We start from the raw sequence: 26,420 nt of genomic DNA on the forward strand, positions 1-26,420 counted from the left end.
GATGACGGCGCTACGCGGCGCCGTCGCGCTTTTCGACTGCCGCCTCCAATGCCTTGATGCGCTCGCGCAGCTTGTCGAGATTGCGCATCAGCGCGGCACTCTTGTTCCATTCCGCGTGCTCGACGGCCGGGAACGCGCTCGTGTAGATGCCCGCCTTCGGCAACGATTTGGATACACCCGACTTCGCCGTGACGATCACGTAATCGCCGAGCGTCACATGCCCCGCGATGCCGACCGCGCCGCCGATCATGCAGTGCTTGCCGATCGTCGTGCTGCCCGCGATGCCGGCACAACCCGCGATCACCGTATAGGCGCCAATGCGGCAGTTGTGGCCGATCTGGACGAGGTTGTCGATCTTGACGCACTCCTCGATGACGGTATCGGCCATCGCGCCGCGATCGATCGTCGTGTTCGCGCCAATTTCGACATCGGCCGCGATCGTTACGCCGCCGACCTGCGGAATCTTGACCCAGGTGCCGGTACGCGCGTCCCCGGCACCCGTGAAGTCGGGAGCGAAACCGAAACCATCGGAGCCGATGACGGCGCCCGCATGGACGATCGCGCGCGGCCCTATCTTGCAACCGTGATAGACGGTCACGTTCGGGTAGAGATGCGAGCCTTCGCCGATTGTGGTGCCCCGTCCGACGAAGACGTTTGCGTCGAGCCGCGCGCCCTCGTCGACGATCGCACCGGCTTCGATCACGACATGCGGTCCGATGACGGCCGTTTTCGCCACTTGCGCGGAAGGATCGACGACGGCGCTCGGATGCACGCCGTGCGGCAATGCCGGCGCCGCGAGATCGATGAACATCTGCGCGACGCGAGCGAAGTAAGCGTAAGGATTCGGCGTGACGATGAAGTTACGCCCTTCGTGCGACGAGAGCTTTTCGAGATCCGCCGGCGCGATGAGGACCGCGCCCGCGCGCGTCGCTTCCACTTGTGCGAGGTACTTCGGATTGGCGAGAAACGCGAGCTGATGCGGCTGCGCCTGATCGAGCGGCGCCAGCCCACCGACGCGCACCGTGGCGTCGCCTACGATCTCACCGCCGAAACGCTGAGCGATTTCTTCCAGCGTCAATGCCATTGCCCTGCGACTCCCGCGGTTCAGTTCGTTGCGGCCGGCTGCGATGCCGCGAGCGCCTTCAGCACCTGATCGGTGATGTCGATGCGCGGGCTCACGTAGACGGCTTCCTGCACGATCAGATCGTAATGCTGCTGCTCGGCGATCTGCTTGATGACCTTGTTGGCCTTGTCGAGCACGGCGGCGAGCTCTTCGTTGCGGCGCTGGTTCAGATCCTCGTTGAACTCGCGGCGCTTGCGCTGGAAATCGCTATCGAGATTCGACAGGTCGCGCTGCTTGTCCGCCCGCTCGGTCGGCGACAACGACGCACCGTTCTTGTCGAGCGCATCCGACATCGTCTTCAACCGCTGCGCCATGTCGCGCAGATCCTTGTCCCGCTTCGCGAACTCGGCCTCGAGCTTCTTTTGCGCGGCTTGCGCGGCAGCCGATTCGCGCAGGATGCGATCGGAGTTGACGGCCGCGATGCGCGCTTCCTGGCCGACCGCCTGCGCGCTGCCCGCAGCGAGCGCGGCGATCAACGTCGCGGCGCACATCAAGCGTTTCGAAAACGAACCGGTTAGCAAAATCTTCCTCTCGATGCTGTTTGAGCCGACGCGATCAGAACGCCGTCCCGATCTGGAACTGGAACTTCTGGTATTGGTCGCCCGTATGTTTCTGGAGGGGGAAGCCGAGGCTCAGCTTCAGCGGGCCAATCGGCGAGATCCAGGCGAGACCGACACCATAGCCGTACCGCAGGCCGTTCGCCCCCGTACTGTTGCCCAAGCTGCCCCAGACGTTGCCGCCGTCCAGGAACGTAAACACGCGCAGCGTGCGGTCGTAGCCGGTGCCCGGCAGCGGGAACGTCAGCTCGATGTTGCCGACGACCATCCGTGAGCCGCCGATCGGGTCGCCCGTCGTTTGGTCGCGCGGACCGAGCGAACTCGGCTCGTAGCCCCGCACCGAGCCGATACCGCCCGCGAAGTAGTTCTTGAAGATCGGAAAAGGCTTGCCGCCGAGACCGTTGCCGTAGCCGCCCTGGAGGTTCAGGCCGAGCACGAAGCCGCGCGCGAACGAGTAGTAGTACTGCGCCTGCACGTCGGCCTTGTAGTACTCCGTCGCGCCGATCGGCGTGCCGTATTCGGCGTTCGCCTGCGTGTAGTAGCCGCGGCTCGGTACGAGCGCGCTGTCGCGCGCGTCCCGGGACCAGCCCACGGTCAGCGGAATGTTGTTCGAGACGCGCCCGAACGAGCTCACGTAGTCCTTGTAGCTTTGCGGCGTGTTCGCATCCGTATCGAGCCGGTTCTGCTCGAAGCCCGCGCCGAAGTAGACCGTATCCACTTCGGAGAACGGAATGCCGAATTTCAGGTCGCCGCCCGCCGTGATGATCCGGAAGCTCGAAGTCGTCGAGTAATAGAGCGGCTCGGTCGTGCGGTAGTAGACATCCGTGATTCGCTTGATGCCGTCCACCGTGAAGTACGGATCGACTTGGGTGACCGTCAGCGTCCGGTAAGTGCGCGCCGTGTTGACGTTGACGGAAAGGCTCGTGCCCGAGCCGAAGACGTTGTCCTGCGAGACGCCGGCCGACAGCACGACCTTGTCCGTCGACGAGAAGCCGGCACCGAGTGTGATCGCGCCCGTCGGCTTCTCCGCCACCTTCACGTCGACGTCGACCTGGTCCGCCGTGCCTTCCACGGGCACCGTGGTTACATCGACATCGGTGAAGTAGCCGAGCCGGTTGATGCGGTCTTTCGAGAGCGCGAGGCGGCTCGAATCGAACCACGAGCTTTCGAGCTGGCGCATCTCACGGCGGATCACCTCGTCGCGCGTGCGCGTGTTGCCGTTGATGTTGACGCGCCGCACATAGACGCGCCGGCTCGGATCGACCTGCAACGTCAGGGCCACCTTGTGGTGCTGCTGATCGATATCGGGCTGCGCGTTGACGGTCGCGAACGCATAGCCGTACTCGCCGAGCTTGTCGACGATCGCCTTTGTGGTGGCCTGCAGCTTGTCGGCCGAGAAACGCTCGCCCGGCTTGATCTTGATGAGCTTTTGCAGCTCCGGCCCCCGATCGAGCAGGTTACCGGCGAGCTTGATGCTCGAAATCGTGTAGGGCTCGCCCTCATGCACCGTCAGCGTGAGGTACATGTCTTTCTTGTCGGGCGAGATCGAGACCTGCGTCGACTCGATGTTGAACTCGAGGTAGCCGCGGTTCAGATAGTACTTGCGGACGTTTTCGAGGTCGGTCGTCAGCTTGTCCTTCGCATAGAGGTCGTTCTTCGTGTACCACGAGAACCAGTTCGGCGTGGATAGCTGCATTTCGTCGCGCAGCGTGCTCGTGCTGAACGCGTGGTTGCCGACGAAGTTGACCTGGCGAATCTTGGCTTTCGGCCCTTCGGCCACGGAGAACAGAACCGACACACGGTTCTGGTCGAGCGGCGTGACCGTCGTCGTCACTTCGGCCGCGTAAAAGCCGCGCGTCAGATATTGACGCTTCAACTCCTGCTCCGCACGATCGACGAGCGACTTGTCGTAATAGCGGCCCTGCGACAAGCCGACGGTCTTCAACGCCTTCAGCAGCGCATCCTTCTCGAACTCGTGCAGCCCCGAGAAGTCGATCGAGGCGATGGCGGGCCGCTCGATCACGTTGACGACGACGACCTGGCCTTCGGTCGAAATGCGTACGTCGTTGAAGAAACCCGTCGCATAGAGTGCGCGAATGGCCTCCGATGCCTTGTCGTCCGTGAACGTATCGCCTTGCTTGATCGGCAGGTAGGCGAACACCGTGCCGGGTTCGATCCGTTGCAGCCCTTCGATTCGGATGTCTTTCACCACGAAAGGCGTCGTTGCATGAGCGACGAGCCCATGAGCGGCGAGCGCCGCGGCCGCGACGGTACTACGAGCAAAGCGATGAGGTTTCAACAACGTGCATCCCCAGTATTTTTAGCTGCAACCATCCTTGAGCGGCCTGCCGAGGACAGGAGCCGCCGGACGCATTAGAAGTGGATTAACCGAGCCAGATCGTTGAATAGCGCGATGGCCGACAAGGCGACGATGCAAACGAGGCCGGCTCTTTGCAAAACGAGCTGCCAGCGTTCCGATACAGCTTTGCCGGTCGCGGCTTCAACCAAATAATATAACAGATGCCCCCCGTCCAATACCGGAATCGGCAATAAGTTCAACACGCCGAGGCTGATGCTCACGAGCGAAAGAAAGGACAGGAAAGGCTCCCATCCGAGGCGCGCGCTCTTGCCCGCATAGTCGGCGATCGTCACGGGACCCGACAGATTCTTGATCGAGGCCTCGCCCGTCAGCATCCGCCCGAACATCCGCAGCGAGTACACGCCGATCTCCCAGGTGCGCCGCGCGCCGCGCGCGACGCTCTCCAGCGGGCCATAGCGGACATCGACCGTCGAGACTTTGGTCGCCAGCGCGGCGCCGATGCGGCCGACCTCGAGGCCCGTCTCGCGATCGCGGCGCGCTTCCGGCGTGACCGTCACGGCGATCGGTTCCTTCGATGCGCCGCCACGTTCGATGCGCAGGACGATCGGGCGTCCGGCGTGCGACTTGACATAGGCAATGAACGCCTGAGCCCCATCGACGCGCCGGCCATCGACGCCGCGCAGCGAATCCCCCGGGGCCAGGCCGGCGCGCGCGGCCGCGCTGCCGGGCTCGACGGCGGCGACCGAGAGCGTCCCGCCTTCGTCGAAGCCGAGTTTCGACATGAAATCGTCGTCGACGTCGCGATCGGAAACCTTGCTGAGATCGACCTGAAAGTCGTAGACGCCGTGCCCGTCGCGTGCGCGCATGACCACGCGCTTGTGATCGAATGCCGCATCGAGCAGCTTCCAGCGCAAGTCCGACCACGACCGCACGGGCTCGATATCCGCGCCGTGTTCGTCGCCGATCGAGAGGATCGTCTCGCCGCCTTCGAAGCCCGCGCGCGCGGCGACGGTGCCGGCCGGCGGCGTCGCCAGGGTCGCCGTCGGCTCGACGACGCCCGTCGCGAAGACGACCGCGAAGAGCACGATCGCCAACACGAAGTTGGCAAGCGGACCGGCGAGCACGATCGCGATACGTTTCACCACGGATTGCCGGTTGAACGCGAACGGCAGGTCCTTCTCGTCGATGCCCGGACCGGGGTCGCGCTCGTCGAGCATCTTCACGTACCCGCCTAGCGGCAAAGCGGAAATCGTCCACTCCGTCCCGCTCTTTTTGCCGACCCAGCGCACGAGCGGGCTGCCGAAGCCGATCGAAAACCGCAGCACCTTGACGCCGCACAGCCGCGCGACACTGAAGTGCCCGTACTCGTGTACGACCACGAGCACGCCGATTGCAACGGCGAATGCGGCGATTTCGATCAGCACGTTCATCGATGCCTCACTGCACCGCGCGATCGGCCGAGCCGGCGCTGCCCAGGCGACGGCCGGCGGCCGGCCGCGCCGCGATGAAATCGAGCGCCGCGCGCCGCGCCGCGGCGTCGGCGTCGAGCACGTCCGAAAGACCGTTCGGCGTGCGGTTCGGCAGCGCGTCGAGCACGGCGGCGACCGTTTCCGCGATCGTCGTGAACGCGATGCGCCGCGTGAGGAACGCCTCGACGGCCACCTCGTTCGCGGCGTTGAGCGCCGCGCTCGCGATGCCGCCCGCTGCTAGCGCCTGCATCGCGAGCGCGAGACACGGAAAGCGCTCATAGTCGGGTTTCTCGAACGAGAGCGATGCGACCTGGGCCAGGTCGAGCTGCGGGACGCCCGAATCGACGCGCTCGGGGAACGCGAGCGCATGAGCGATCGGCGTGCGCATGTCGGGATTGCCGAGTTGGGCGAGGACCGAGCCGTCCGCATAGGAGACGAGCGAATGAATCACGCTCTGCGGATGGATCAGCACGTCGATACGCTCGCCGGGCAAATCGAATAGCCAGTGCGCCTCGATGACTTCGAGGCCCTTGTTCATCATCGTCGCCGAATCGACCGAAATCTTGCGGCCCATGACCCAGTTGGGGTGCTTGCACGCCTCGTCGGGCGTCACGTCGGTGAGCGTCGCCGGATCGCGCGTCCGAAACGGCCCGCCCGACGCGGTCAAAATGATCTTCGCGACCCCGCCGTGCAGCGGAGCGCCGCCCGACGCCACTTCACGCGGCAAGCATTGGAAAATGGCGTTGTGCTCGCTGTCGACGGGCAAAAGCGTCGCGCCGTGATCGTGCACGGCATCCATGAAGATTGCGCCCGACATGACGAGCGCTTCCTTGTTCGCCAGTAAAATCCGCTTGCCCGCCATGGCCGCCGCGAGCGTCGGCGCGAGACCGGCGGCGCCGACGATTGCCGCCACCACCGTATCGCAGCCGGCGCTTTTCGCCACCTCGACGAGCGCCTCCTGGCCGTAGGCCACTTGCGTGGCCGAGCCGGCGGCGCGCAGTTGCAACTCGACGCTCGCCGCCGTATCGGCATCGCCGACCACCGCGACATCGGGCTGGAATTTCAGACATTGCGCGACGAGCTTTTCGCCGTTGCGATGGGCGGTCAGCGCGTGGACCTCGAAGCGTTCCGGGTGGCGGGCGACGACGTCGAGCGTGCTGTCGCCGATCGAGCCCGTGGAACCGAGCAGTGTCAAACGTTTTTTCATATCTCTTTCCCGAGGCCTCAGCGCAGCTTGCCTGAGGCCCTAACCCTCATCCTCCGACGCAGCGCGCTAGCCGATGAAGAGCATCGCGAGCGGCAACGCCGGCAGCAATGCATCGACACGGTCCAGCACGCCACCGTGCCCCGGTAGCAGCCCGCTCGAGTCCTTGACGCCGGCCTGGCGCTTCAGCATCGATTCGAACAGGTCGCCAACGATGCTGAACGCGACGATGAGCGTCAGCACGAGCACCGCGCGCGCCCATCCGAGGCGTGCACCGAGCGTCGTGAAAAGCGTTGGCGCGAGCGCATGCGTGGCGAGCGCGGCCACCCCTACGACGATTACGGCGATCCAGCCGCCGAAGGCCCCCTCCCACGTCTTGCCGGGGCTGATCGCCGGCGCGAGCTTGTGTTTCCCGAATGCCTTGCCCGAAAAGTATGCGCCGATGTCGGCGAGCCAGACGACGATCAGTATCGACAGGACAAACGATACCCCGATCGCCCGCGCCACGACGAGCGCATGCCAGCACGCCGTGAAGACGACGATCCCGGCCAGAAACAGAAAGACGCGCCATGCCCCGTGCGCGAGCCGCGGCTTGCGTGCGAGCACGAACGGCCCCGTCAGCAGCCAGAATACCGCCGCCGCCTCGAACAGCGGCCGCGCGGCGCGCATCCCGGGGCCGAGCCTCGTGCTCGCGAGCACCGCGAGCGCTGCGATCGCGGCATAGCCCACCGCCGTCATGCCGTTAAGATTCAAAAGACGTGCCCATTCCCAGGCCGCCAGTACAACTACGAGCCCGATCAGCGCGCCGAACCCGGCCGCCGGCGCATAGAGCGTCACCGGAACGAACACCGCCAGCAGCACGACGGCTGTGACGACACGGGTCTTCAGCATGGGAGCGAATCGGCGTCCTGCGATTGCGGCTCGAGCTGAGCGCTCGTCCGGCCGAACCGGCGCTCGCGCCGCCCAAACGAGGCGATGGCGTCGGCCAACGTATCGGCGTTGAAATCGGGCCAGAACGCGTCGGTGAAGTAGAGTTCCGTGTAAGCGAGTTGCCAGAGCAAAAAGTTGCTGATGCGCGTTTCGCCGCCCGTACGGATGAAAAGGTCCGGCTCGGGCGCGTAGGCCATCGCCAGGTGCTCGGCGAATGCCTGCTCGTCGATGACGCCGGCGCTGCCTTCGCGCGCGGCCTGTTCGGCGACTTTCCGGGCCGCCTGCAGAATGTCCCAGCGACCGCCGTAGTTCGCCGCGATCGTCAGCGTAAGGCGCTTATTGCCGGCCGTTTTCGTTTCGGCCCGGCGAATGAGGTCCTGAATGCGCGAATCGAATTGCGAGAGATCGCCGATCACGCGCAGCCGGATGCCGTTCGCGTGCAGCTTGCCGACTTCGCGCTCGAGCGCCGTCACGAAGAGACGCATGAGGAACGAGACCTCTTCGACGGGCCGGCGCCAGTTCTCGGAGCTGAACGCGAAGAGCGTCAGATATTCAACGCCGGCTCGCGCGCACGCTTCGACGCAGGCGCGCACGGCATCGACGCCGCGCGTGTGGCCGGCCACGCGCGGCAAGCGGCGCTGCGTTGCCCAGCGCCCGTTGCCATCCATGATGATCGCGATATGGCGCGGGACCGCTGCGACATCAGGCACGCGAACAGTTGAGCTGGTATATGTCATGGCCGCCGATACGAAAAACTGCTGGAAAGAGTGAGATCCGACGAGTCGGTCGAGACCCGGAGGCCTCAGACGGTCATGATCTCGGCTTCCTTCGTATGAACGAGCTTGTCGATTTCCGCGACGTATTTGTCGGTCAGCTTCTGGACTTCATCGCCGGCGCGGCGCTCGTCGTCTTCCGAGATTTCCTTGTCCTTCACGAGCTTCTTCAACTGCTCGTTCGCGTCGCGGCGCAAATTGCGTACGGCGACTTTGGCCGTTTCACCCTCGCTCTTCACGACTTTCGTCAGCTCGCGGCGACGCTCCTCGGTGAGCGCCGGCATCGGCACGCGGATGAGATCGCCCTGCGTGGCCGGGTTGAGACCGAGATCCGATTCGCGAATCGCCTTCTCGACGACGGCGACCATCTTCTTCTCCCACGGCTGCACGCCGATCGTCCGCGCGTCGATGAGCGTCAGATTCGCGACCTGGGAAATCGGCACGTTCGAGCCGTAATAATCGACCTGAATGTGGTCGAGGAGCCCGGTATGCGCGCGCCCCGTGCGAATCTTGGCCAGATCGCTCTTGAACGCCTCGATCGAGCGCTGCATTTTCTGATCGACGCTCTTCTTTATCTCTGCGACACTCATTTGGACCTCCGAACCTTCATGGCAGTACGGGCCGGCCACACCAGCGGCCTCGAACGCCGCTGGCGCGAGGCGCGCCCGCGCCCTGCGAGAGTTTACACGTGGACGAGCGTACCCTCGTCCTCACCTTGTACGATGCGCTTCAATGCGCCGGGTTTGACGATCGAAAACACACGGATCGGCAGCTTTTGATCGCGGCACAGCGCAAACGCCGTCGCATCCATGACCTGCAGGTTGCGGCCGATCGCTTCATCGAAGCTGATCGTGGAATAGCGCGTGGCCGTCGGGTCCTTGTTCGGGTCCGCGGAGTATACGCCGTCCACTTTGGTTGCCTTCAAAACGACTTCCGCGCCGATCTCCGAGCCGCGCAACGCCGCCGCCGTATCGGTCGTGAAGAACGGGTTGCCCGTGCCGGCCGCGAAGATCACGACCTTGCCTTCCTCGAGCTGGCGAATCGCTCGCGGACGGATGTACGGCTCGACCACCTGATCCATGCGCAGCGCCGATTGGACGCGCGCCTCGATGCCCGCATGACGCATGGCATCCTGCAGCGCGAGCGCGTTCATCATCGTCGCCAGCATGCCCATGTAATCGGCCGTCGCGCGGTCCATGCCGGCCGCGCCGCCCGCTACGCCGCGAAAGATGTTGCCGCCGCCGATCACGATCGCCAGCTGCGTGCCGAGGCGCACCACCTCGGCGATATCCGTCACCATTCTTTCAATCGTCGCGCGGTTGATGCCGAAGGCATCTTCGCCCATCAAAGCTTCACCGGAGAGTTTGAGAAGAACGCGTTTGTAGGCTGTGGGCATAGCGGTATCCGATCGCGCCGAAGGAGATGACAACAATGTGGAACTGTAGGGGTGAAACCTGAATTGGAGCAAGCGCCGGCGCCTCCTGCATGCCCGCCTTGCCGCGTGCCGCGTGGCCCCGCGCGCGCAGGCGCCGAACCGCACGTTTCGCCGCCGGACACTCGGGTTAACCCGTAACGGCAACCCCGAATGCCCGCCGACGTGATGTCCTGGGCGAGCGCCAGGCCGCTTAGGCGCGGCTAGCCAAAGCCGCGCAAGCACTGCTCCCGGCTTGGCGCCCGCCGCCGTCCCGCTTTACTGTTGACGCGCCGCGGCGACCTGCGCGGCCACTTCGGCCGCGAAATCGTCCTGCCGCTTTTCGATGCCTTCGCCGACGACGAAAAGCGCGAACCGCTGGACCGACGAGCCAGCCGCCTTCAGCATCTGCTCGACTGTCTGTTTGTCATTCTTCACGAACGTTTGGTTCAACAGCGACACTTCCTTCAGGTACTTCTGGACGCTGCCTTCGACCATCTTCGCGACGATCTCGGCCGGCTTGCCCGATTCGGCCGCCTTCTGCTCGGCGATGCTGCGCTCCTTGGCGATGAGCTCGGCCGGAACGTCGTCGGCCGACACCGAGACCGGCTTCATCGCGGCCACGTGCATCGCGACGTCCTTGCCGACCTGCTCGTCCGCGCCCGTGTACTCGACGATCACGCCGATACGCGTGCCGTGCAGGTAGGTGGCCAGCTTGTTCGCGGTCTCGTAGCGCTCGAAACGACGGATCGACAGGTTTTCGCCGATCTTGCCGACGAGCGCCAGGCGAACGGCGTCGACGGTCTGGCCGTCGAGCGTCAGCGCCGAAAGCGCCGCGACGTCGGCCGGGTTTTGCTGGACGACGAGCTCGGCCACTTGCTTGGCGAATGCGTTGAAATCGTCGTTCTTCGCAACGAAGTCCGTTTCGCAGTTGAGCTCGACGAGCGCGCCCTTGCCGCCGCTCACGAACGCGGCGATGACGCCTTCCGCCGTCACGCGCGAAGCGGCCTTGCTGGCCTTGTTGCCAAGCTTCACGCGCAGCAGCTCTTCGGCACGCCCCATGTCGCCGTCCGCTTCGGTCAGCGCCTTCTTGCATTCCATCATCGGCGCGTCGGTTTTCGCGCGCAGTTCTGCCACCATGCTTGCGGTAATTGCCGCCATCATTCGCTCCTTGAGACTTGTCTCGTAACTTAAAAAAAGGGGGCCTTTAAGAAGCCCCCTTTTTTGCCGGCTGAGGGATTGCGTTACGCTTCCCCGTTGACCTCGACGAACTCGTCGCCGTCGCCGCGCACGGCTTGCACGACTTCATTCACCGCGTTCGCACGGCCTTCGAGGATCGCATCGGCCACGCCTTGCGCGTAAAGCGCCACGGCCTTGCTTGCATCGTCGTTGCCCGGGATCACGTAGTCGACGCCCTCGGGGGAGTGATTCGTATCGACAACGGCAATCACCGGCACGCCGAGCTTGTTCGCTTCGGTCACGGCGATCTTGTGATAGCCGACGTCGACGACGAAGATCGCGTCCGGAATCCCGCCCATGTCCTTCACACCGCCGATCGACTTCTGCAGCTTGGCGATTTCGCGCTCGAACAGCAACGCTTCCTTCTTGCTCATGCGCTCGAGCTCACCCGCCTCGACCGCGGTTTCCATGTCCTTCAGACGCTTGATGGACTGCTTGAGCGTCTTGAAGTTGGTCAGCATGCCGCCGAGCCAGCGCTGGTTCACGTACGGCATGCCGGCGCGCGCCGCCTCTTCCGCGATCGTGTCGCGCGACTGACGCTTCGTGCCGACGAAGAGGATCGTGCCGCGATTGGCCGCCAGCTGACGCACGTACTTCAGTGCGTCGTTGTACATCGGCAGCGTCTTTTCGAGGTTGATGATGTGAATCTTGTTGCGATGGCCGAAAATGAACGGGGCCATCTTGGGGTTCCAGAAGCGCGTCTGGTGTCCGAAATGGACGCCGGCTTCCAGCATCTGACGCATGGTGACTGCCATGAAATTCTCCACGAGGGTTGGGACTTAAGCCGGCTGCCGCACCGGTCGCGCTCGCGCTCTGCCTCCCGCATCGGGAAAGCCCGCCCGCTCGCGGCGGACTACGCGCTCGTCGCAACCGGCACCCTTGGATGCCCCGGCTTGCGAATCAGCCGCCGACAGACGGAATGTTCGACTCACATCCGATCCATCCAATTCCGGATCGAATCGGGCCGAACTTCCACTCGACGACTAGCCCGAGAGTATAGCACGCGCGCCGAAGGTGCCTCAAGGCCGGACTGGGAATGCCAACCTTGCCGCCACCGTAGCTCGAAACCGGCGCCGCGAAGGCGCGCGGCCCGGCATAGACCCTGCCAGCGGCCGAATATGGTGCGATAATCGCCGGATCCACGTTTCAGGCACGAATCCATGGCCATTACGATCAAAAACGAACACGACATCGCCAAAATGCGCGTCGCGTGCCGGCTTGCGAGCGAAGTGCTCGATTACATCACGCCGCACGTCAAGCCAGGGGTGACGACGGGCGAGCTCGACCGCCTCTGCCACAACTACATGCTCGACGTGCAAGGCACGGTGCCCGCGCCGCTCAACTATCAGCCGCCCGGTTATCCGCCCTATCCGAAGGCCACGTGCATTTCCGTCAACGACGTGATTTGCCACGGCATTCCGGGCGACAAGATCGTCAAGAACGGCGATGCGCTCAACATCGACATCACCGTCATCAAGGACGGCTATTTCGGCGATACGAGCCGAATGTTCATCGCCGGCGAAGGCTCGATCCTCGCGAAGCGGCTCGTGCAGGTCACCTACGAGTGCATGTGGCTCGGCATCGAACAGGTCCGCCCAGGCGCGCACCTCGGCGACATCGGCCACGCGATCCAGCGGCACGCCGAGGCGAGCGGCTACAGCGTCGTGCGCGAGTACTGCGGACACGGGATCGGCACCGTGTTCCACGAGGATCCGCAGATCCTCCATTACGGCCGCCCGGGCGCCGGTCTGGAACTGCAGCCGGGCATGATCTTCACGATCGAGCCGATGATCAATGCCGGACGCCGCGAAATCCGCACGATGCCTGATCAGTGGACCGTCAAGACGCGCGACCGCAGCCTCTCGGCGCAGTGGGAGCATACGGTGCTCGTCACCGATTCCGGTTTCGACGTGCTGACCGTCTCGGCGGGAACGCCCGAGCGGCCGCGCTTGCCCGTCGCCGCATGAGCGGGGAGATGAGCGTCGCCGCCGCCCTGCCCGATCCCCTTTCGCTGAAAGCCGATTATCGGGTCGCCAAAACCGCGTTGCTCGAGCGCTTCAAGACCGCGAGCAACGTCGACACGGCGATGCGCGCGCTCGCCCGCGCGACGGACGACGCCTTGCGGCGCGCCTGGGTCGGCTGCGAGATGCCTGCCTCGCTCGCGCTCGTCGCCGTCGGCGGCTATGGGCGCGGCGAGCTCGCTCCGTTCTCCGACATCGACATCCTGGTGTTGCTGCCCGAATCGCCCGAGCCCGCGCTCGAGGCGCGCATCGAGCGGTTCATCGGCCTCGCCTGGGATCTCGGGCTCGAGATCGGCAGCAGCGTGCGCACCGTCGGCGAATGCCTCGAGGAGGCAGAGCGCGACATTACGGTGCGCACTTCGCTCATCGAAGCGCGGCGCATCGTCGGCAGCACGACGCTCTTTCAGCGTTTCGCGTTGCGCCTGAACGAAACGCTCGATGCGCGCGCGTTCTTCCAGGCGAAAGTCCTCGAGATGCGCCAGCGTCACGCGAAGTTTCAGGACTCGCCGTACAGCCTCGAGCCGAACGTCAAGGAAAGCCCCGGCGGGCTGCGCGATTTACAGCTGATCCTCTGGATCACCCGCGCGGCGGGATTCGGCAGCAGCTGGCGCGAGCTCGACGAGCGCGGGCTCATCACGGCGCGCGAAGCGCGCGAGCTGCGCCGCAACGAGGCGTTCCTGAAGGCATTGCGCGCGCGCCTGCACCTGATCGCGGGGCGGCGCCAGGATATGCTCGTCTTCGATCTGCAGACGGCGGCGGCCGAAAGCTTCGGCTACAAGGCGACGGCGGCGCGCCGCGCGAGCGAGCAGCTCATGCGCCGCTACTACTGGGCGGCCAAGGCGGTGACGCAGTTGGCCACGATCCTGATCCAGAACATCGAAGCGCAGCTCTTTCCGCGCACGAGCGGCGTGACGCGCGTGCTGTCCGAGCGTTTCGTCGAAAAGCAGGGCATGATCGAAATCGTCAGCGACGACGTTTTCGAGCGCACGCCCACCGCAATCCTCGAGGCGTTCCTGCTCTACGAGGCCACGCCGGGCACGAAAGGTCTGTCGGCGCGCACGCTGCGCGCGCTCTACAACGTGCGTGACGCGATGGATGCCATTTGGCGCAAGAACCCCGAGAACCGGCGCCTCTTCATGGAGATCCTCAAGCAGCCGCATGGCATCACGCATGCGCTGCGGCTCATGAATCAGACGAGCGTGCTCGGGCGCTATCTGCTGAATTTCCGGCGCATCGTCGGGCAAATGCAGCACGACCTCTATCACGTCTACACGGTCGATCAGCACATCCTGATGGTGCTGCGCAATCTGCGCCGCTTCGCGCTCGCGGAGCATGCGCACGAGTATCCGTTCTGCAGCCAGCTCATGGCGAACTTCGAACGCCAATGGGTGCTCTATGTCGCGGCGCTCTTTCACGACATCGCCAAGGGCCGCGGCGGCGATCATTCGACGCTCGGCATGGCCGACGCGCGCCGCTTTTGCCGCGAGCACGGCATCACGGGCGACGACGCGGCGCTCATCGTCTGGCTCGTTCAGCATCATTTGACGATGAGCCAGGTTGCGCAAAAGCAGGACACGAGCGATCCGGCGGTCATCAAGCAGTTTGCCGAGCTCGTCGGCAGCGAGCGGCGCCTGACGGCGCTCTACCTGCTCACCGTGGCCGACATTCGCGGCACGAGCCCGAAGGTCTGGAACACCTGGAAGGGCAAGCTGCTCGAGGATCTCTATCGCACGACGCTCGCCGTGCTCGGGGGCGCGCATCCGGACCAGCATTCGGAGCTCAAGATGCGGCAGGAGGAAGCGATCGCACTGCTGCGCCTCGAGACCGTGCCCGAAAACGCGCATCGCGCACTTTGGGATCAGCTCGACGTCGGCTACTTCCTGCGGCACGATGCTGCCGACATCGCCTGGCAGACGCGCGTGCTCTACCGCCATGTCGCGGCGGACGCGCCGATCGTCCGCGCGCGCCCCTCGCCTATCGGAGAGGCGCTGCAAGTGCTGGTCTATACGCGCGATCGGCCCGATCTCTTCGCCGGCATTTGCGCTTATTTCGACCGCAACGGCCTTTCGGTGCTCGACGCGCGCGTGAACACGACGCGTCACGGCTATGCGCTCGACAATTTCATCGTTGCCCATACCGAAGAGGACGTGCAGTACCGCAACATCGCCAATCTCGTCGAGCAGCAGCTCGCGGCCTGGCTCGCCTCCGAGGCGACGCTGCCGGAACCGTCGAAGGGCCGCCTCTCGCGGCTCTCGCGAACGTTTCCGATCACGCCGCGCGTCGACCTGCGAGCCGACGAGCGCGGGCAGTACTACATCCTGTCGATTTCGGCGAACGACCGCCTCGGTCTGCTCTACGCCATCTCGCGCGTGCTCGCGGAGCATCGCGTCGGCGTGCACGCGGCGCGCATCAACACGCTTGGCGAGCGCGTCGAGGACGTGTTCCTGCTCGACGGTCGAGGGCTTTCCGACAATCGGCTGCAGATTCAGGTCGAAACGGAGCTGCTGCGCGCGATCGCCCTTTGAGCCGTAAGCCCGCGCGGCTACTCTGCCGTCGATAATCGGGCTTCCTCTGTTATTGCATCTTTTTCGAGAATTTATGCGCGTCAAGTTGACAGCCAAGCATCCGCGACCGGCCGCGCCGGATCGCGCGCCTGTCCGTGCCGGCAGCCCTTCCGGACGAAAACCGGTTCGCGCCGCCGCCCCCGCCAAGCCGGCGGGAGCGGCGGCGTCCGGAGGCCGACAGGACCGCTCGCCGGCCAAGGCGCCAGGCGCCGCGCCGAAGCCGAAGCCAAGCAGTAGCGCTCGCCCCGATCGCGCACCGGCCAGGAAGACGCCGCGTGCGAGCGATTCCGCGACACAACCCGCGAAGGCGAAACCGGCCGGCCGCAAAGTGACGCCCGGCGCGCGCCGGAGCGAAACCGAGGCGGGAAACGGCGCGCGGAAGACCGGCAGTCCAGTCAAGCGCTCGGGCGACGGGTTCGCTGCCCGATCCGCGCACACTGAACGCCGGGACCGCGACGAGCGCAGACCGCAGGCGGTCGAACGCGCGAGCGGCGAGCAGGCCACGCGATCGAGGCAGCCAGAGCGTCGGGAAGGCGAAGCGCGCAAGCCGCAATCCACCAAGCGCTCGATTGGCGAGCGGGCCGCACGCTCGACGCAGACCGATCGTGGGGAAGGCGAACAGCGCAGGCCTCAATCGGCCAAACGCGCGAGCGGCGAGCGGGTCGCGCGCGCAACGCACACAGAACGTGGGGAACGCGAGCAGCGCCGGCCTCAACCCGTCAAACGCGCCAGCGGCGAGCGAGCCGCCCTCGCAACCCACGCCGAACGTGGGGAACGCGGGGAACGCAGGCCTCAACCCGTCAAACGCGCCAGCGGCGAGCGGGCCGCGCGCGCAACCCACGCCGAACGTGGGGAACGCGAGCAGCGCAGGCCTCAACCCGTTAAGCGCGCCAGCGGCGAGCGAGCCGCGCGACGCTCCACGCACACCGAAGGCCCGGAACGCGAGCAGCACGACGGCGACACGTCCGGCACCCTGCGCCTATCGAAGCGGATGTCCGAGCTCGGCCTTTGCTCGCGCCGTGAGGCCGACGAGTGGATCGAGAACGGCTGGGTGAGCGTCGATGGCGTACGCGTCGATACGCTCGGCGCGCGCGTGCGTCCCGACCAGCGCATCGAAGTCAGCGCCGATGCGCGCGCGGTGCAGGCGCGCCAGGTGACGGTCCTGCTGCACAAGCCTGTCGGCTACGTTTCGGGCCAGGCCGAAGACGGCTACGAACCCGCGATCACGCTCGTTACGGCGGCGAATCGCTGGGATGGCGATCGCTCGCCGCTGCGGTTTTCGGCAACCCACCTGCGTGGCTTGGCGCCGGCGGGCCGGCTCGACATCGATTCGACAGGGCTCCTCGTGCTGACGCAGGACGGCCGTATTGCCAAGCTGCTCATCGGCGAGCATTCGGGCGTGGAAAAGGAGTATCTCGTGCGCGTCGCCTATGGCGAGCGCACGACCGACGTCGCGCAGCACTTTCCGGCGGACAAGCTCGCGTTGCTGCGGTACGGCCTCTCGCTCGACGGCAGCCAGCTAAAGCCGGCCAAGGTCAGCTGGCAAAACGGAGAGCAGCTGCGCTTCGTGCTTCGCGAAGGCAAGAAGCGGCAGATCCGCCGCATGTGCGAACTGGTCGGCCTGCAGGTGGTGGGATTGAAGCGCGTGCGGATGGGCAGTGTAACGCTCGGCGCCCTGCCGCCGGGGAAATGGCGCTATCTGCTGCCGAACGAGGCGTTTTGAGCGGGGCAGCGCCGGCGCTCGAGCGGACTCGGCGCTCGAGCGCGACCCGGGTGCTCCAAAGCCGGCGCAGCCAAGCGCTGCTGCATCACAGGCGATGCAGCAGCCACGGCCGCCCGGCACCTGCGCTGTACGTCAATCGTCGCTGTTCGGGTCGAGGCCGGGAAACAGCACCTCGGTAAAGCCGAACTTCGAGAAATCCGTAATCCGCATCGGATACAGCTTGCCGATCAGGTGATCGCACTCGTGCTGCACGACGCGCGCGTGAAATCCTTCCGCAACGCGATCGATCGGCTGACCGTGCTGATCGAAGCCGTGATAGCGGATCATCGAAAACCGGCTGACGACGCCGCGCATGCCGGGCACCGACAAGCACCCTTCCCAACCCTCTTCCATGTCCTGCGAGACAGGTGTCACCGTCGGATTGATGAGGACCGTCTCCGGCACCGCCGGTGCCTCCGGGTACCGTTCGTTGTGCCCGAAGCCGAAGATGACGACTTGAAGATCGACGCCTATCTGCGGCGCCGCAAGCCCCGCGCCGTTTACCGCGTGCATCGTCTCGAACATGTCGGCGATGAGCTCGTGCAGCTCCGGCGTATCGAAATGGTCGACGGGTTGGGCGATGCGCAAAAGGCGCTCATCGCCCATCTTGAGGATTTCTCGTATCATGAATTGTCGCCCTCCAGGAGCTTGCGCATACCGTCTTCGTCGAGTACGGGGATGCCGAGTTCCTCGGCCTTCGCCAGCTTACTGCCGGCCTCTGTGCCCGCCACCACGTAATCGGTCTTTTTCGACACTGAGCCGGCCACCTTCGCGCCGGCCGCCTCCAGCATTTCCTTGGCCTCTTCGCGCGACAGCGATGGCAAAGTGCCGGTCAGCACGACCGTCTTGCCGGCCAGCACACCCTGCGGCGCGCGCGGCGCGGGTGGCCCCTCGGGCCACGTCACCTTACCCGGCGCACGCAATTGCTCGATCACCGTGCGGTTGTGTTCCTCGGCAAAGAACTGATGTATCGCCTCGGCGACGACTGGCCCGACGTCCTTGACCTCGAGCAATTCGTCGAGCGACGCATTCATCAGCGGATCGAGCGAGCCGAAATGGCGAGCGAGGTCCTTGGCAGTCGATTCGCCGACATGGCGGATGCCGAGCGCATATATGAAGCGCGCGAGCGTCGTCTTCTTCGCCTTTTCGAGTGAATCAAGCAGATTTTGCGCCGACTTCTCCGCGAACCGATCGAGCTCCGCCAATGTCGAGAAACCGAGATTGAACAGATCCGCCGGCGTGCGCACGAGGTTCTGTTCGACGAGCTGATCGATGATCTTCTCGCCGAGCCCGTCGATATCGAGCGCTCGCCGCTGCGCGAAATGCCAGAGCGCCTGCTTGCGCTGGGCCGGGCAAAAGAGCCCGCCCGTGCAGCGCGCGACGGCCTCGTCGGGCAGCCGCTCGATGCGCGAGCCGCAAACGGGGCAGTTCGTCGGCATGACGAATTCGCGCGCATTCTCGGGCCGGCGCTCGAGCACGACTGATACGAGTTCCGGGATCACGTCGCCCGCGCGCCGCACGATCACCGTGTCGCCGATCCGCGCGTCCTTGCGGCGCACTTCGTCCTCGTTGTGCAACGTGGCATTGGTGACCGTCACACCGCCGACGAACACAGGACTGAGCCGCGCCACTGGTGTGATAGCGCCCGTGCGGCCGACGTTTACGTAGATGTCGACGAGCTCCGTCATCGCTTCTTCGGCGGGAAACTTGTGCGCAAGCGCAAAGCGTGGCGCGCGCGAGACGAAGCCGAGCTTGTCCTGCTCGTCGCGCCGATTGACCTTGTACACGACGCCGTCGATGTCATACGGGAGCGACGTGCGCTTTTCGCCGATGCGCCGGAAGAATTCGAGCAGCCCTTGCGCGCCTTTGACGACGGCCTGCTCCGCGCAAACGGGAAGGCCCAGCTCGCCATACCACTCGAGCAGCCCGCTATGCGTATCGGGCATCTCGATGCCTTCGAGCTCGCCGATTCCATATGAAAAGAACGACAGCGGCCGCTGCGCCGTCATTCTCGGATCGAGCTGGCGCAGACTGCCGGCCGCGGCGTTGCGCGGATTTGCGAACTCGCGCTGCCCCGCCTCGCGCTGACGCTCGTTCATCCGCTCGAAGTCGCGTCTGAACATCAGCACTTCACCGCGCACTTCGACCACGCGCGGCACGTTTGCGCCTTTCAGCTTCAACGGGATCGCGCGGATCGTTCGAACGTTTTGCGTCACGTCCTCGCCCGTTGCGCCATCGCCGCGCGTCGCGGCCCGCACGAGGCGGCCGTCCTCGTAGCGCAGCGCGATCGCGAGGCCGTCGAACTTGAGTTCGCACGCATATTCGATCGGCGAGTGCCCGAGCGCCTCGGCGCTGCGGCGGTCGAATGCGATGATGTCTTCGTCGGAGAAGCCATTGTTGAGCGAGAGCATCGGCACTGCGTGCACGACGGGCAAAAACCCGCTCGCTGCCTGGCCGCCGACGCGCTGCGTCGGCGATTCAGGCGTGATCAGATCGGGATGCTCGCTCTCGATGCGCTGCAGTTCGAGGAACATCCGATCGTATTCGGCATCGGGAATCTCCGGCTGATCGAGCACGTAATACGCATGGTTCGCGCGTTCGATCTCGGCGCGCAGCCACGCTGCGCGCTCGGCCGGCTTGTCTGCGGGCGGTTCAACGGTGTTCAGGGCCATGCTGTCGGCGTTCGCGTTCGCTTTTCAGTTGATCCCGCATTATCGCAGGCAAGCCCGGGCTTGCGTTCACCGGGGCAGGATCATTGGCTGAATAGCCGACGCGTTGCCGCCGAGCCGGCCGGAATGCCGGCCTCCTCGAGCTTCGCATAGAGCGTCATGAGCTGCTTCTCGATCGCGAGCAATGCCGCTTCGGGCAGCGGCCGCCGCTGATCGTCGACGACGCGTCCCCCGATGCGCTCGGCGAGCGACTTCGCGTAGTCGCACATGAGCCTGAACGGCAAGATGTCTTCGTCGGCGACGGGCACGTCGAGAATCAGCGTGATCGTCTGCCCTCCCTTGTAGGTGAGGTCGTCGCGCAGAAAATTGGTATCGCCGAACTGCAGCATGAAGACGGGGCTTTGCTTCGCATCGAGCTTCACGAAGCGCGTGCCGTCGCGTGAGAGCAGCAAGCCGTCTTGAGAAGCGACGGCCTGCACGTAGTTCGCCGACCATGGCGCGCCGTCGGAAAGCACGTTGATCGAGAGCTGCGCATCGCACTGCGCCGAGAATGCGTCGAGCTCGCGCGCCATCGAGACCGTCTCGAGCATGTCGGGAAACTCCGGCCCGCCGTCTACCGCGTCGGCAAACTGCTGCACGCCCGAGACGAATTCGGAAAACTCGAGCTCGTTGAGCGCGCCCGATCGATTCGCGAGCTGCACGGCCGCGCGCATCTCTTCATAGCGATGCCCGCTTTGCAGCAGCTCCCAGCCGGCCCCGCCTTCGGGCTTGCCTTCGATATAGACGGGCTTGCTGCCCGCACGCCGCAGCCTTTGCGCAAACGGCATCGCCTTGTCGCCGGCAATGGGGCCGCCGAGGCGGATCGGCACGACGCAGTCGATGCGCCGATCGACGACGTGCGGCGGCGCGGCCGAGATCGTCGTCGCGGCCGGAGCGATCGGCTCCTCGGGCTTCGCGGCGCCACTCTCGTCGATCGAGGGCTCCGCTTCGTCCAGATAGCCGTTCGGTATCGTACTGTCGGCTTGGATGTCGGCCGGTGTGTCGAGCGGCGCGGCGCCGCCGAAGCTCGGCTCGATGCGCCCGCTCGCCCCTTGGCGCGGGGCCTCCCCCACATCCGGCTCGCGCCGCGCGGTCGGACGCGCGGGCTCGATGAACGGCCGCTCTTCCTCGTGATCGTGGCGCGTATGCGGATCGACAGTATCGGGCGGCATTGGTCTCGGCATCCGGCGACGGACCTTCGCCGCAGCCCACGCGTTGTACACGACCACGCCCCCTACCACCACGGCACCCGCGCCGATCAATCCGAGTGTCAACTCGTCCATGCACGCTCCATCAAGCATTCTTCTGTGGGCCGCCGGCCCGGGCCGGCGCATCGCGCCAATGCGCGCCGCGTCGGCCGACCGTTCAATGTCAAGCCGTATTCTGGGCGAAACCCGCGGCCGTTTCCATGTCGACGGCAACGATACGCGAGACGCCTTGCTCCTGCATCGTCACGCCGATAAGCTGCTGCGCCATTTCCATTGCGATCTTGTTGTGCGAGATGAAGAGGAACTGTGTTTTGTCCGACATCGCCCGAACGAGGTTCGCGAACCGCTCGGTGTTGGCGTCGTCGAGCGGGGCGTCGACTTCGTCGAGCAGACAGAATGGCGCCGGATTCAACTGGAACATCGCGAAGACGAGCGCGGTCGCGGTCAGCGCTTTTTCGCCGCCCGACAGCAAATGAATCGTGGAGTTCTTTTTGCCGGGCGGCTGCGCCATCACCTGCACGCCCGCATCGAGAATTTCGTCGCCCGTCATGATCAGCTTCGCCTGGCCGCCGCCAAAAAGGCGCGGGAAGAGCTCGCCGAAATGCCGGTTGACCTCATCGAACGTACCCTGCAGCAATGTGCGCGTTTCCTGATCGATCTTGCGAATCGCGTCCTCGAGCGTCTCGATGGCGCGCGTGAGATCGGCCGATTGCGCATCGAGGAACGTCTTGCGCTCGCTCGCCGCGGCCAGCTCCTCGAGCGCCGCCATGTTGACGGGGCCGAGTGCGTTGATCGCATTGTTGATGCGCGTCACCTCGCCCTGCAGGTAGGACGGCTTCATGTCCGGCGTCAGCTTCTGCTGCAATTGCGCTTCGTCGACGCCGGCCTCGCTCAACTGCTCGACGAACTGCTCCCCGGAGATTCGCGCGGCCTGCTCCTTCAATTGAAGCTCGGTGATCCGGTCGCGCAGCGGCTGCAGCGAACGCTCGGCCGTGAGCCGCAGCTCGTCCGCCTGGCGTAGCTTCGCCGTCAGGTCGTCGAGTTCCGTGCGCGCCGCGCCGAGCGCGGCTTCCTTCGCCGCGCGGACCTCGAGCGCATCTTGCAGGCCCGTGTGCGCGGTCTGCTCGTTGATCGTCTCCAACTCGGCTCGCGCATCGTCGAGAGAAGCGGCAACGCGCTCGCTCTGATCGTGCGCGACCTGGATGTTCCGCTTCAGCTCCTCGATCCGCGTCGCCACGTTGCGCGCGGCGAAGCGCGCGTCGGTCGCCGCGCGCTCGAGATCGCGCGCCTGCGTGCGCGCCGCGCCGAGCTCCTCGTCGAGCGCCTCGAACGACAGCTGATTTTCTTCAAAGCGCGCCTGCAGTTCGGCGAGCTCGCCGTCGTGCCGCTCGAAATTGCCCTCCGATTCGGCTCGCTGCGCACGCTGCTCCTCGATCTGCGCCTTGATTTCCTCGAGTTCTTCGCGAATCTGCGTGCTGCGCTGCGTGTAGCGCTCGTGGGCCTGCGCGAGCTTCAGCACCTCCAACTGCAGCGCATGGACGCGCTGGGTCGCGCGCTCGGCTTGCGCGCGTTCATCGGCGAGCGTTTGCGAAGCCTGCGTATAAGCGGCCTCGGCGCGAATCGCCGCGGTCTTCGCCTCGTCGGCCAAGAGCGTCTGCGCGCGAAGCTGGCGCGTGAGATTCTCGATTTCCTGCTGACGCGCGAGCATGCCGGCCTGCTCCGAATCGGCCGCATAGAGCTGCACGCCGACGCGTGTGACGATATGCCCCGCCTTGACGACGAGCGCGGCGCCCTCGGGCAACTGCGAGCGCATCGCGAGCGCTTGCGGCAGATCGTCGGCGATATAGACCGTGCCGAGCCAATCCGAAAGCACGGCGCGCAAGCCCGCATCGTCGATGCGGACGAGCGAGAGCAGCGTCGTGAGTCCGGCCGGCGTTTCGCGCGGCGTCGCAGCCGACGGCGGCGCGTAGAAAGCCAGCTTGGCGGGCGGCGCATCGCTTGCGAACGCCTTCACCCAGTCGAGGTTCGAGATTTCGAGCGCGGCCAACCGCTCGCGCAGGACCGACTCGAGCGCCGTTTCCCAGCCCGCCTCGATATGAAGCTTCTTCCATAGCCGCGGCAGGCCGCCGAGCTCGTGCTTGTCGAGCCAAGGCTGGATCTTGCCCTCGGTCTGCACATTCTCCTGAAGCTGCTTGAGCGCGACGAGACGCGCCTCGAGCTGGTGAATCTGGGCGCTCTCGGACTGCACGCGCTCGTGGGCCGCGCGGCGCTCGGCGTCGTGCACCGGCAGCGCTTCCTGCGCGTCGGCGAGCCGCGCTTGAGCCTCGCTCAGAATCTCTTCGTGCTCAGCGAGCTGGATTCGCTGTTCTTCGAGCTGGGCCTCGTCGGGCGCGTCGAGGCCGCTCGCCTCCGTCTGAAGGCGCTCCTGGCGCTGCTGCAGCTGCTGCAGCTGCTGATCGGCATTGCGCTGGTGAGCGGCCTCGAGCTTGAGCGCCTGCTCCGTCTGCGCGATCGCGCCCCGCTCGTCGTTGAGTTGCCCCTGCGCATCGCGCCAGCGCGCCTCGAGCGTCGGCAGCGCGTCGTGCCTGGCGGCGGCCTCCTCTTCGGCGATCGCGGCTTTTTCTTCCGCGATGGCAAGCTGCGCCTCGGTATCCTCGAGATCGCCGCGCGCTTTTTCGGCCTGCATCTGCCACTGCTCGCGCTGCGCCGTCAGCGCGGCGATCTGCGCCTGGACGCGGTTGCGCGATTCGATGATGAACTTGATCTCGGCCTCGAGCCGGCTCACTTCGGCGTTGGCCTCGTAGAGCGCGCCTTGCGCGCCCTGCATCGCGTCGCTGGCCGCGTAGTGCGCGACACGCAGCGTTTCGAGCTCCGCCTCGACCTCGCGCAGCTTGGCCGTCTGAGCTTCGAGATCGATCTGTGCCTCGGAGATGGCGCGCTGCTGGCGCGCCTGCTCGGCGGCCGCCTCGTTCTTGCGAAGCAGCCAGAGCAGGCGCTGCTTCTCCTCGCCCTCGGCCTGCAGCTCCTTGAACTTCGTCGCCACGACGGCCTGCGCTTCGAGCTTCTCGAGATTCGTGCCGAGCTCGCGCACGATATCCTCGACGCGCGTCAGGTTCTCGCGCGTGTCGTGCAGGCGGTTCTCCGTTTCGCGCCGGCGTTCCTTGTACTTCGACACGCCCGCGGCCTCTTCGAGAAACACGCGCAGCTCTTCGGGCTTCGCCTCGATGATGCGCGCGATCATGCCCTGGCCGATGATGGCGTAGGCGCGCGGCCCGAGGCCCGTCCCGAGGAAGATGTCCTGAATGTCGCGCCGGCGCGCCGGCAGATTGTTGATGTAGTAGCTCGACGTGCCGTCTCGCGTCAGCACGCGCTTGACCGCGATCTCGGCGTACTGGCCCCATTGGCCCGCCGCGCGGCCGTCCGAATTGTCGAACACGAGCTCGACGCTCGCCCGGCTGCCGGGCTTGCGCGCCGTCGATCCGTTGAAGATCACGTCTTGCATCGATTCGCCGCGCAGCTCGGACGCGCGCGATTCGCCGAGCACCCAGCGGACGGCATCGATGATGTTCGACTTACCGCAGCCGTTGGGCCCGACGACCCCGACCAGCTGGCCGGGTACCTGAAAATGCGTGGGATCGACGAAGGACTTGAAGCCAGCGAGTTTGATCGAGGTGAGACGCACGGCGATTTCGCTGTTTTTGAATAAGATCGGCAATCATACCATCGGGTCCGGCGCCGTCGAGTCGCCCCGCGGGGCTATAATTGCCCGCTTCCGACGATTCGTGATTTTTTGGCGCGCCCAGCGCCGGCATGGTGCGCTTCGACGCGCAGGCCGGCATCGCGCATCCCGTTCCGCACCGCCGAGCTCAACGTGAACGCACTGAACCCTCGCCTCGATCTGCTTCAGCCCTATCCGTTCGAAAAGCTGCGCGTGCTGCTGAAAGAGGCGACGCCGCCCGCCACCTTGCCGCACATCAGTTTCGGCATCGGCGAGCCGAAGCATGCCACGCCGACGCTGATCCGCGAGGCGATCGTCGCTTCGCTCGATGCACTCTCGAGCTACCCGGCCACCGCCGGCTCTGGCGCGCTGCGCGAGGCCATCGCGCGCTGGACGACGAACCGCTACGGCTTGCCCGCGCTCGATCCGGCCACCGACGTGCTGCCGGTCTCGGGCTCGCGCGAAGCGCTTTTCGCGCTCGCGCAGACCGTCGTCGACGGGACGCGCGAAGGCGCGGTCGTGCTCTGCCCGAACCCGTTCTATCAGATCTACGAAGGCGCGGCGCTTCTTGCCGGCGCTGAAGCCCACTTCGCGAACAGCGACCCCGCGCGCAACTTCGCCTGCGACTACGGCGCCGTGCCCGACGAGGTCTGGGCGCGCACGCAGCTCCTCTACGTCTGCTCGCCGGGCAACCCGACGGGGGCCGTGCTCACGCTCGACGATTGGCGCGAACTCTTTGCGCTCTCCGACCGCCACGGATTCGTGATCGCATCGGACGAATGCTATTCGGAGATCTATTTCGACGAGGCGACGCCGCCGCTCGGCGGCCTCGAGGCGGCGCACCGGCTCGGCCGCGGCTACGAGCGGCTCGTCATGCTCTCGAGCCTGTCGAAGCGCTCGAACGTGCCCGGCATGCGCTCCGGCTTCGTGGCCGGCGATGCGGTGCTGCTGAAGAAGTTCCTGCTCTACCGCACCTATCATGGCGCCGCGCTCTCGACGGTCTACCAGGCGGCCAGCATTGCGGCATGGAACGACGAAACGCACGTACGCGAGAACCGCGCGAAGTACATTCAGAAATTTTCGACCGTCAGGCCGATGCTGTCGGAGGTGCTCGACGTGAGGATGCCCGATGCAGCCTTCTACCTCTGGGCCAACGTAGCGCGCACGGGCCTCTCGGACACCGAGTTCGCCCGACGTCTCTACGCCGACTATAATGTGACCGTTTTGCCGGGGTCGTATCTTGCACGAACCGCTCACGGCACGAACCCGGGCCGCGATTTCGTCCGCATTGCGCTCGTCGCCGACGTGAGCGAATGCGTCGAAGGCGCACGCCGCATCGTCGATTTCTGCCGCGCGCTGTGACTCTCGCGCGGGCACGCGTGAAGCGCGCATCCGTCGCGCTCGCGCTCGATC

Annotated in this window: 19 protein-coding genes; 4 read left to right on the forward strand and 15 right to left on the reverse strand. The window is 65.5% G+C overall.

The window, feature by feature from the left end; translation table 11 throughout:
* Nucleotides 1-10: 10 nt before the first annotated feature.
* The 11 genes from lpxD to rpsB all read right to left on the reverse strand — a co-directional run bounded on the left by lpxD (nt 11) and on the right by rpsB (nt 11,781).
* On the reverse strand, nt 11-1,084 hold the full coding sequence (gene lpxD / locus B0G57_RS16720; RefSeq protein WP_018444208.1) for a UDP-3-O-(3-hydroxymyristoyl)glucosamine N-acyltransferase: 1,074 nt from the start codon (nt 1,082-1,084) through the stop codon (nt 11-13).
* A gap of 20 nt (nt 1,085-1,104) precedes the next feature.
* Nucleotides 1,105-1,644 (reverse strand): OmpH family outer membrane protein, encoded by a 540-nt coding sequence (locus tag B0G57_RS16725; protein ID WP_085952756.1) that lies wholly within the window; start codon nt 1,642-1,644, stop codon nt 1,105-1,107.
* Nucleotides 1,645-1,678: 34 nt separating this feature from the next.
* A complete protein-coding gene (gene bamA / locus B0G57_RS16730) occupies nt 1,679-3,982 on the reverse strand; it encodes an outer membrane protein assembly factor BamA (protein ID WP_018444206.1) in 2,304 nt (767 codons plus the stop codon).
* Between the two features lie 71 nt (nt 3,983-4,053).
* Nucleotides 4,054-5,430, reverse strand: coding sequence for an RIP metalloprotease RseP (rseP, locus tag B0G57_RS16735; RefSeq protein WP_018444205.1), 1,377 nt, complete (start codon nt 5,428-5,430; stop codon nt 4,054-4,056).
* Nucleotides 5,431-5,437: 7 nt separating this feature from the next.
* Nucleotides 5,438-6,676 (reverse strand): 1-deoxy-D-xylulose-5-phosphate reductoisomerase, encoded by a 1,239-nt coding sequence (locus B0G57_RS16740; RefSeq protein WP_018444204.1) that lies wholly within the window; start codon nt 6,674-6,676, stop codon nt 5,438-5,440.
* A 66-nt stretch (nt 6,677-6,742) separates the two neighbouring features.
* A complete protein-coding gene (locus tag B0G57_RS16745; protein ID WP_018444203.1) occupies nt 6,743-7,564 on the reverse strand; it encodes a phosphatidate cytidylyltransferase in 822 nt (273 codons plus the stop codon).
* Entirely contained in the window at nt 7,558-8,340 is a 783-nt protein-coding gene (gene uppS, locus B0G57_RS16750) for a polyprenyl diphosphate synthase (protein ID WP_026230332.1), read from the reverse strand. Before uppS ends, B0G57_RS16745 begins: the two co-directional genes overlap by 7 nt.
* 65 nt (nt 8,341-8,405) lie before the next feature.
* Nucleotides 8,406-8,966 (reverse strand): ribosome recycling factor, encoded by a 561-nt coding sequence (gene frr, locus B0G57_RS16755; RefSeq protein WP_026230331.1) that lies wholly within the window; start codon nt 8,964-8,966, stop codon nt 8,406-8,408.
* Nucleotides 8,967-9,058: 92 nt separating this feature from the next.
* Complete coding sequence (gene pyrH, locus B0G57_RS16760) at nt 9,059-9,772, reverse strand: UMP kinase (protein ID WP_026230330.1); 714 nt, start codon at nt 9,770-9,772, stop codon at nt 9,059-9,061.
* Nucleotides 9,773-10,066: 294 nt separating this feature from the next.
* A complete protein-coding gene (gene tsf / locus B0G57_RS16765; RefSeq protein WP_026230329.1) occupies nt 10,067-10,948 on the reverse strand; it encodes a translation elongation factor Ts in 882 nt (293 codons plus the stop codon).
* An 83-nt stretch (nt 10,949-11,031) separates the two neighbouring features.
* Nucleotides 11,032-11,781 carry a 30S ribosomal protein S2 gene (gene rpsB, locus B0G57_RS16770; RefSeq protein ID WP_018444198.1) on the reverse strand — a complete coding sequence of 250 codons (750 nt, stop codon included), beginning with the start codon at nt 11,779-11,781 and terminating at the stop codon, nt 11,032-11,034.
* 405 nt (nt 11,782-12,186) lie between these two features.
* Here rpsB and map point away from each other — a divergent pair, with 405 nt between their 5' ends.
* The 3 genes from map to B0G57_RS16790 all read left to right on the forward strand — a co-directional run bounded on the left by map (nt 12,187) and on the right by B0G57_RS16790 (nt 17,334).
* Nucleotides 12,187-12,993: a type I methionyl aminopeptidase gene (gene map / locus B0G57_RS16780; RefSeq protein ID WP_018444196.1), complete on the forward strand. Its 807-nt coding sequence runs from the start codon at nt 12,187-12,189 to the stop codon at nt 12,991-12,993.
* A gap of 8 nt (nt 12,994-13,001) precedes the next feature.
* Nucleotides 13,002-15,572 carry a [protein-PII] uridylyltransferase gene (locus B0G57_RS16785; protein WP_018444195.1) on the forward strand — a complete coding sequence of 857 codons (2,571 nt, stop codon included), beginning with the start codon at nt 13,002-13,004 and terminating at the stop codon, nt 15,570-15,572.
* A gap of 73 nt (nt 15,573-15,645) precedes the next feature.
* On the forward strand, nt 15,646-17,334 hold the full coding sequence (locus tag B0G57_RS16790) for a pseudouridine synthase (protein ID WP_083925845.1): 1,689 nt from the start codon (nt 15,646-15,648) through the stop codon (nt 17,332-17,334).
* Between the two features lie 132 nt (nt 17,335-17,466).
* Here B0G57_RS16790 and def read toward each other — a convergent pair whose 3' ends face one another.
* The 4 genes from def to smc form a co-directional block, all read right to left on the reverse strand.
* Nucleotides 17,467-18,000: a peptide deformylase gene (def, locus tag B0G57_RS16795; RefSeq protein ID WP_026230327.1), complete on the reverse strand. Its 534-nt coding sequence runs from the start codon at nt 17,998-18,000 to the stop codon at nt 17,467-17,469.
* A complete protein-coding gene (ligA, locus tag B0G57_RS16800) occupies nt 17,997-20,045 on the reverse strand; it encodes an NAD-dependent DNA ligase LigA (RefSeq protein ID WP_018444191.1) in 2,049 nt (682 codons plus the stop codon). The genes def and ligA overlap by 4 nt, the downstream gene beginning before the upstream one ends.
* Before the next feature lie 80 nt (nt 20,046-20,125).
* Nucleotides 20,126-21,364: a cell division protein ZipA C-terminal FtsZ-binding domain-containing protein gene (locus tag B0G57_RS16805; RefSeq protein WP_018444190.1), complete on the reverse strand. Its 1,239-nt coding sequence runs from the start codon at nt 21,362-21,364 to the stop codon at nt 20,126-20,128.
* Between the two features lie 88 nt (nt 21,365-21,452).
* Entirely contained in the window at nt 21,453-24,971 is a 3,519-nt protein-coding gene (smc, locus tag B0G57_RS16810) for a chromosome segregation protein SMC (protein WP_026230326.1), read from the reverse strand.
* A gap of 198 nt (nt 24,972-25,169) precedes the next feature.
* Here smc and dapC point away from each other — a divergent pair, with 198 nt between their 5' ends.
* Nucleotides 25,170-26,369 carry a succinyldiaminopimelate transaminase gene (dapC, locus tag B0G57_RS16815; RefSeq protein WP_026230325.1) on the forward strand — a complete coding sequence of 400 codons (1,200 nt, stop codon included), beginning with the start codon at nt 25,170-25,172 and terminating at the stop codon, nt 26,367-26,369.
* Nucleotides 26,370-26,420: the final 51 nt, after the last annotated feature.

Origin of the sequence: Trinickia symbiotica, assembly GCF_002934455.1 — a bacterium.
Lineage (GTDB): Bacteria > Pseudomonadota > Gammaproteobacteria > Burkholderiales > Burkholderiaceae > Trinickia > Trinickia symbiotica.

What these genes read in the sequence shown, in the direction of transcription:
- frr (WP_026230331.1), bottom strand. Translation starts at nt 8,966, where the DNA reads ATGAGTGTCGCAGAGATAAAGAAGAGCGTCGATCAGAAAATGCAGCGC.
- B0G57_RS16740 (WP_018444204.1), bottom strand. Translation starts at nt 6,676, where the DNA reads ATGAAAAAACGTTTGACACTGCTCGGTTCCACGGGCTCGATCGGCGAC.
- map (WP_018444196.1), top strand. Translation starts at nt 12,187, where the DNA reads ATGGCCATTACGATCAAAAACGAACACGACATCGCCAAAATGCGCGTC.
- rseP (WP_018444205.1), bottom strand. Translation starts at nt 5,430, where the DNA reads ATGAACGTGCTGATCGAAATCGCCGCATTCGCCGTTGCAATCGGCGTG.
- ligA (WP_018444191.1), bottom strand. Translation starts at nt 20,045, where the DNA reads ATGGCCCTGAACACCGTTGAACCGCCCGCAGACAAGCCGGCCGAGCGC.
- pyrH (WP_026230330.1), bottom strand. Translation starts at nt 9,772, where the DNA reads ATGCCCACAGCCTACAAACGCGTTCTTCTCAAACTCTCCGGTGAAGCT.
- B0G57_RS16745 (WP_018444203.1), bottom strand. Translation starts at nt 7,564, where the DNA reads ATGCTGAAGACCCGTGTCGTCACAGCCGTCGTGCTGCTGGCGGTGTTC.
- lpxD (WP_018444208.1), bottom strand. Translation starts at nt 1,084, where the DNA reads ATGGCATTGACGCTGGAAGAAATCGCTCAGCGTTTCGGCGGTGAGATC.
- def (WP_026230327.1), bottom strand. Translation starts at nt 18,000, where the DNA reads ATGATACGAGAAATCCTCAAGATGGGCGATGAGCGCCTTTTGCGCATC.
- tsf (WP_026230329.1), bottom strand. Translation starts at nt 10,948, where the DNA reads ATGGCGGCAATTACCGCAAGCATGGTGGCAGAACTGCGCGCGAAAACC.
- B0G57_RS16805 (WP_018444190.1), bottom strand. Translation starts at nt 21,364, where the DNA reads ATGGACGAGTTGACACTCGGATTGATCGGCGCGGGTGCCGTGGTGGTA.
- uppS (WP_026230332.1), bottom strand. Translation starts at nt 8,340, where the DNA reads ATGACATATACCAGCTCAACTGTTCGCGTGCCTGATGTCGCAGCGGTC.
- B0G57_RS16785 (WP_018444195.1), top strand. Translation starts at nt 13,002, where the DNA reads ATGAGCGTCGCCGCCGCCCTGCCCGATCCCCTTTCGCTGAAAGCCGAT.
- B0G57_RS16790 (WP_083925845.1), top strand. Translation starts at nt 15,646, where the DNA reads ATGCGCGTCAAGTTGACAGCCAAGCATCCGCGACCGGCCGCGCCGGAT.
- rpsB (WP_018444198.1), bottom strand. Translation starts at nt 11,781, where the DNA reads ATGGCAGTCACCATGCGTCAGATGCTGGAAGCCGGCGTCCATTTCGGA.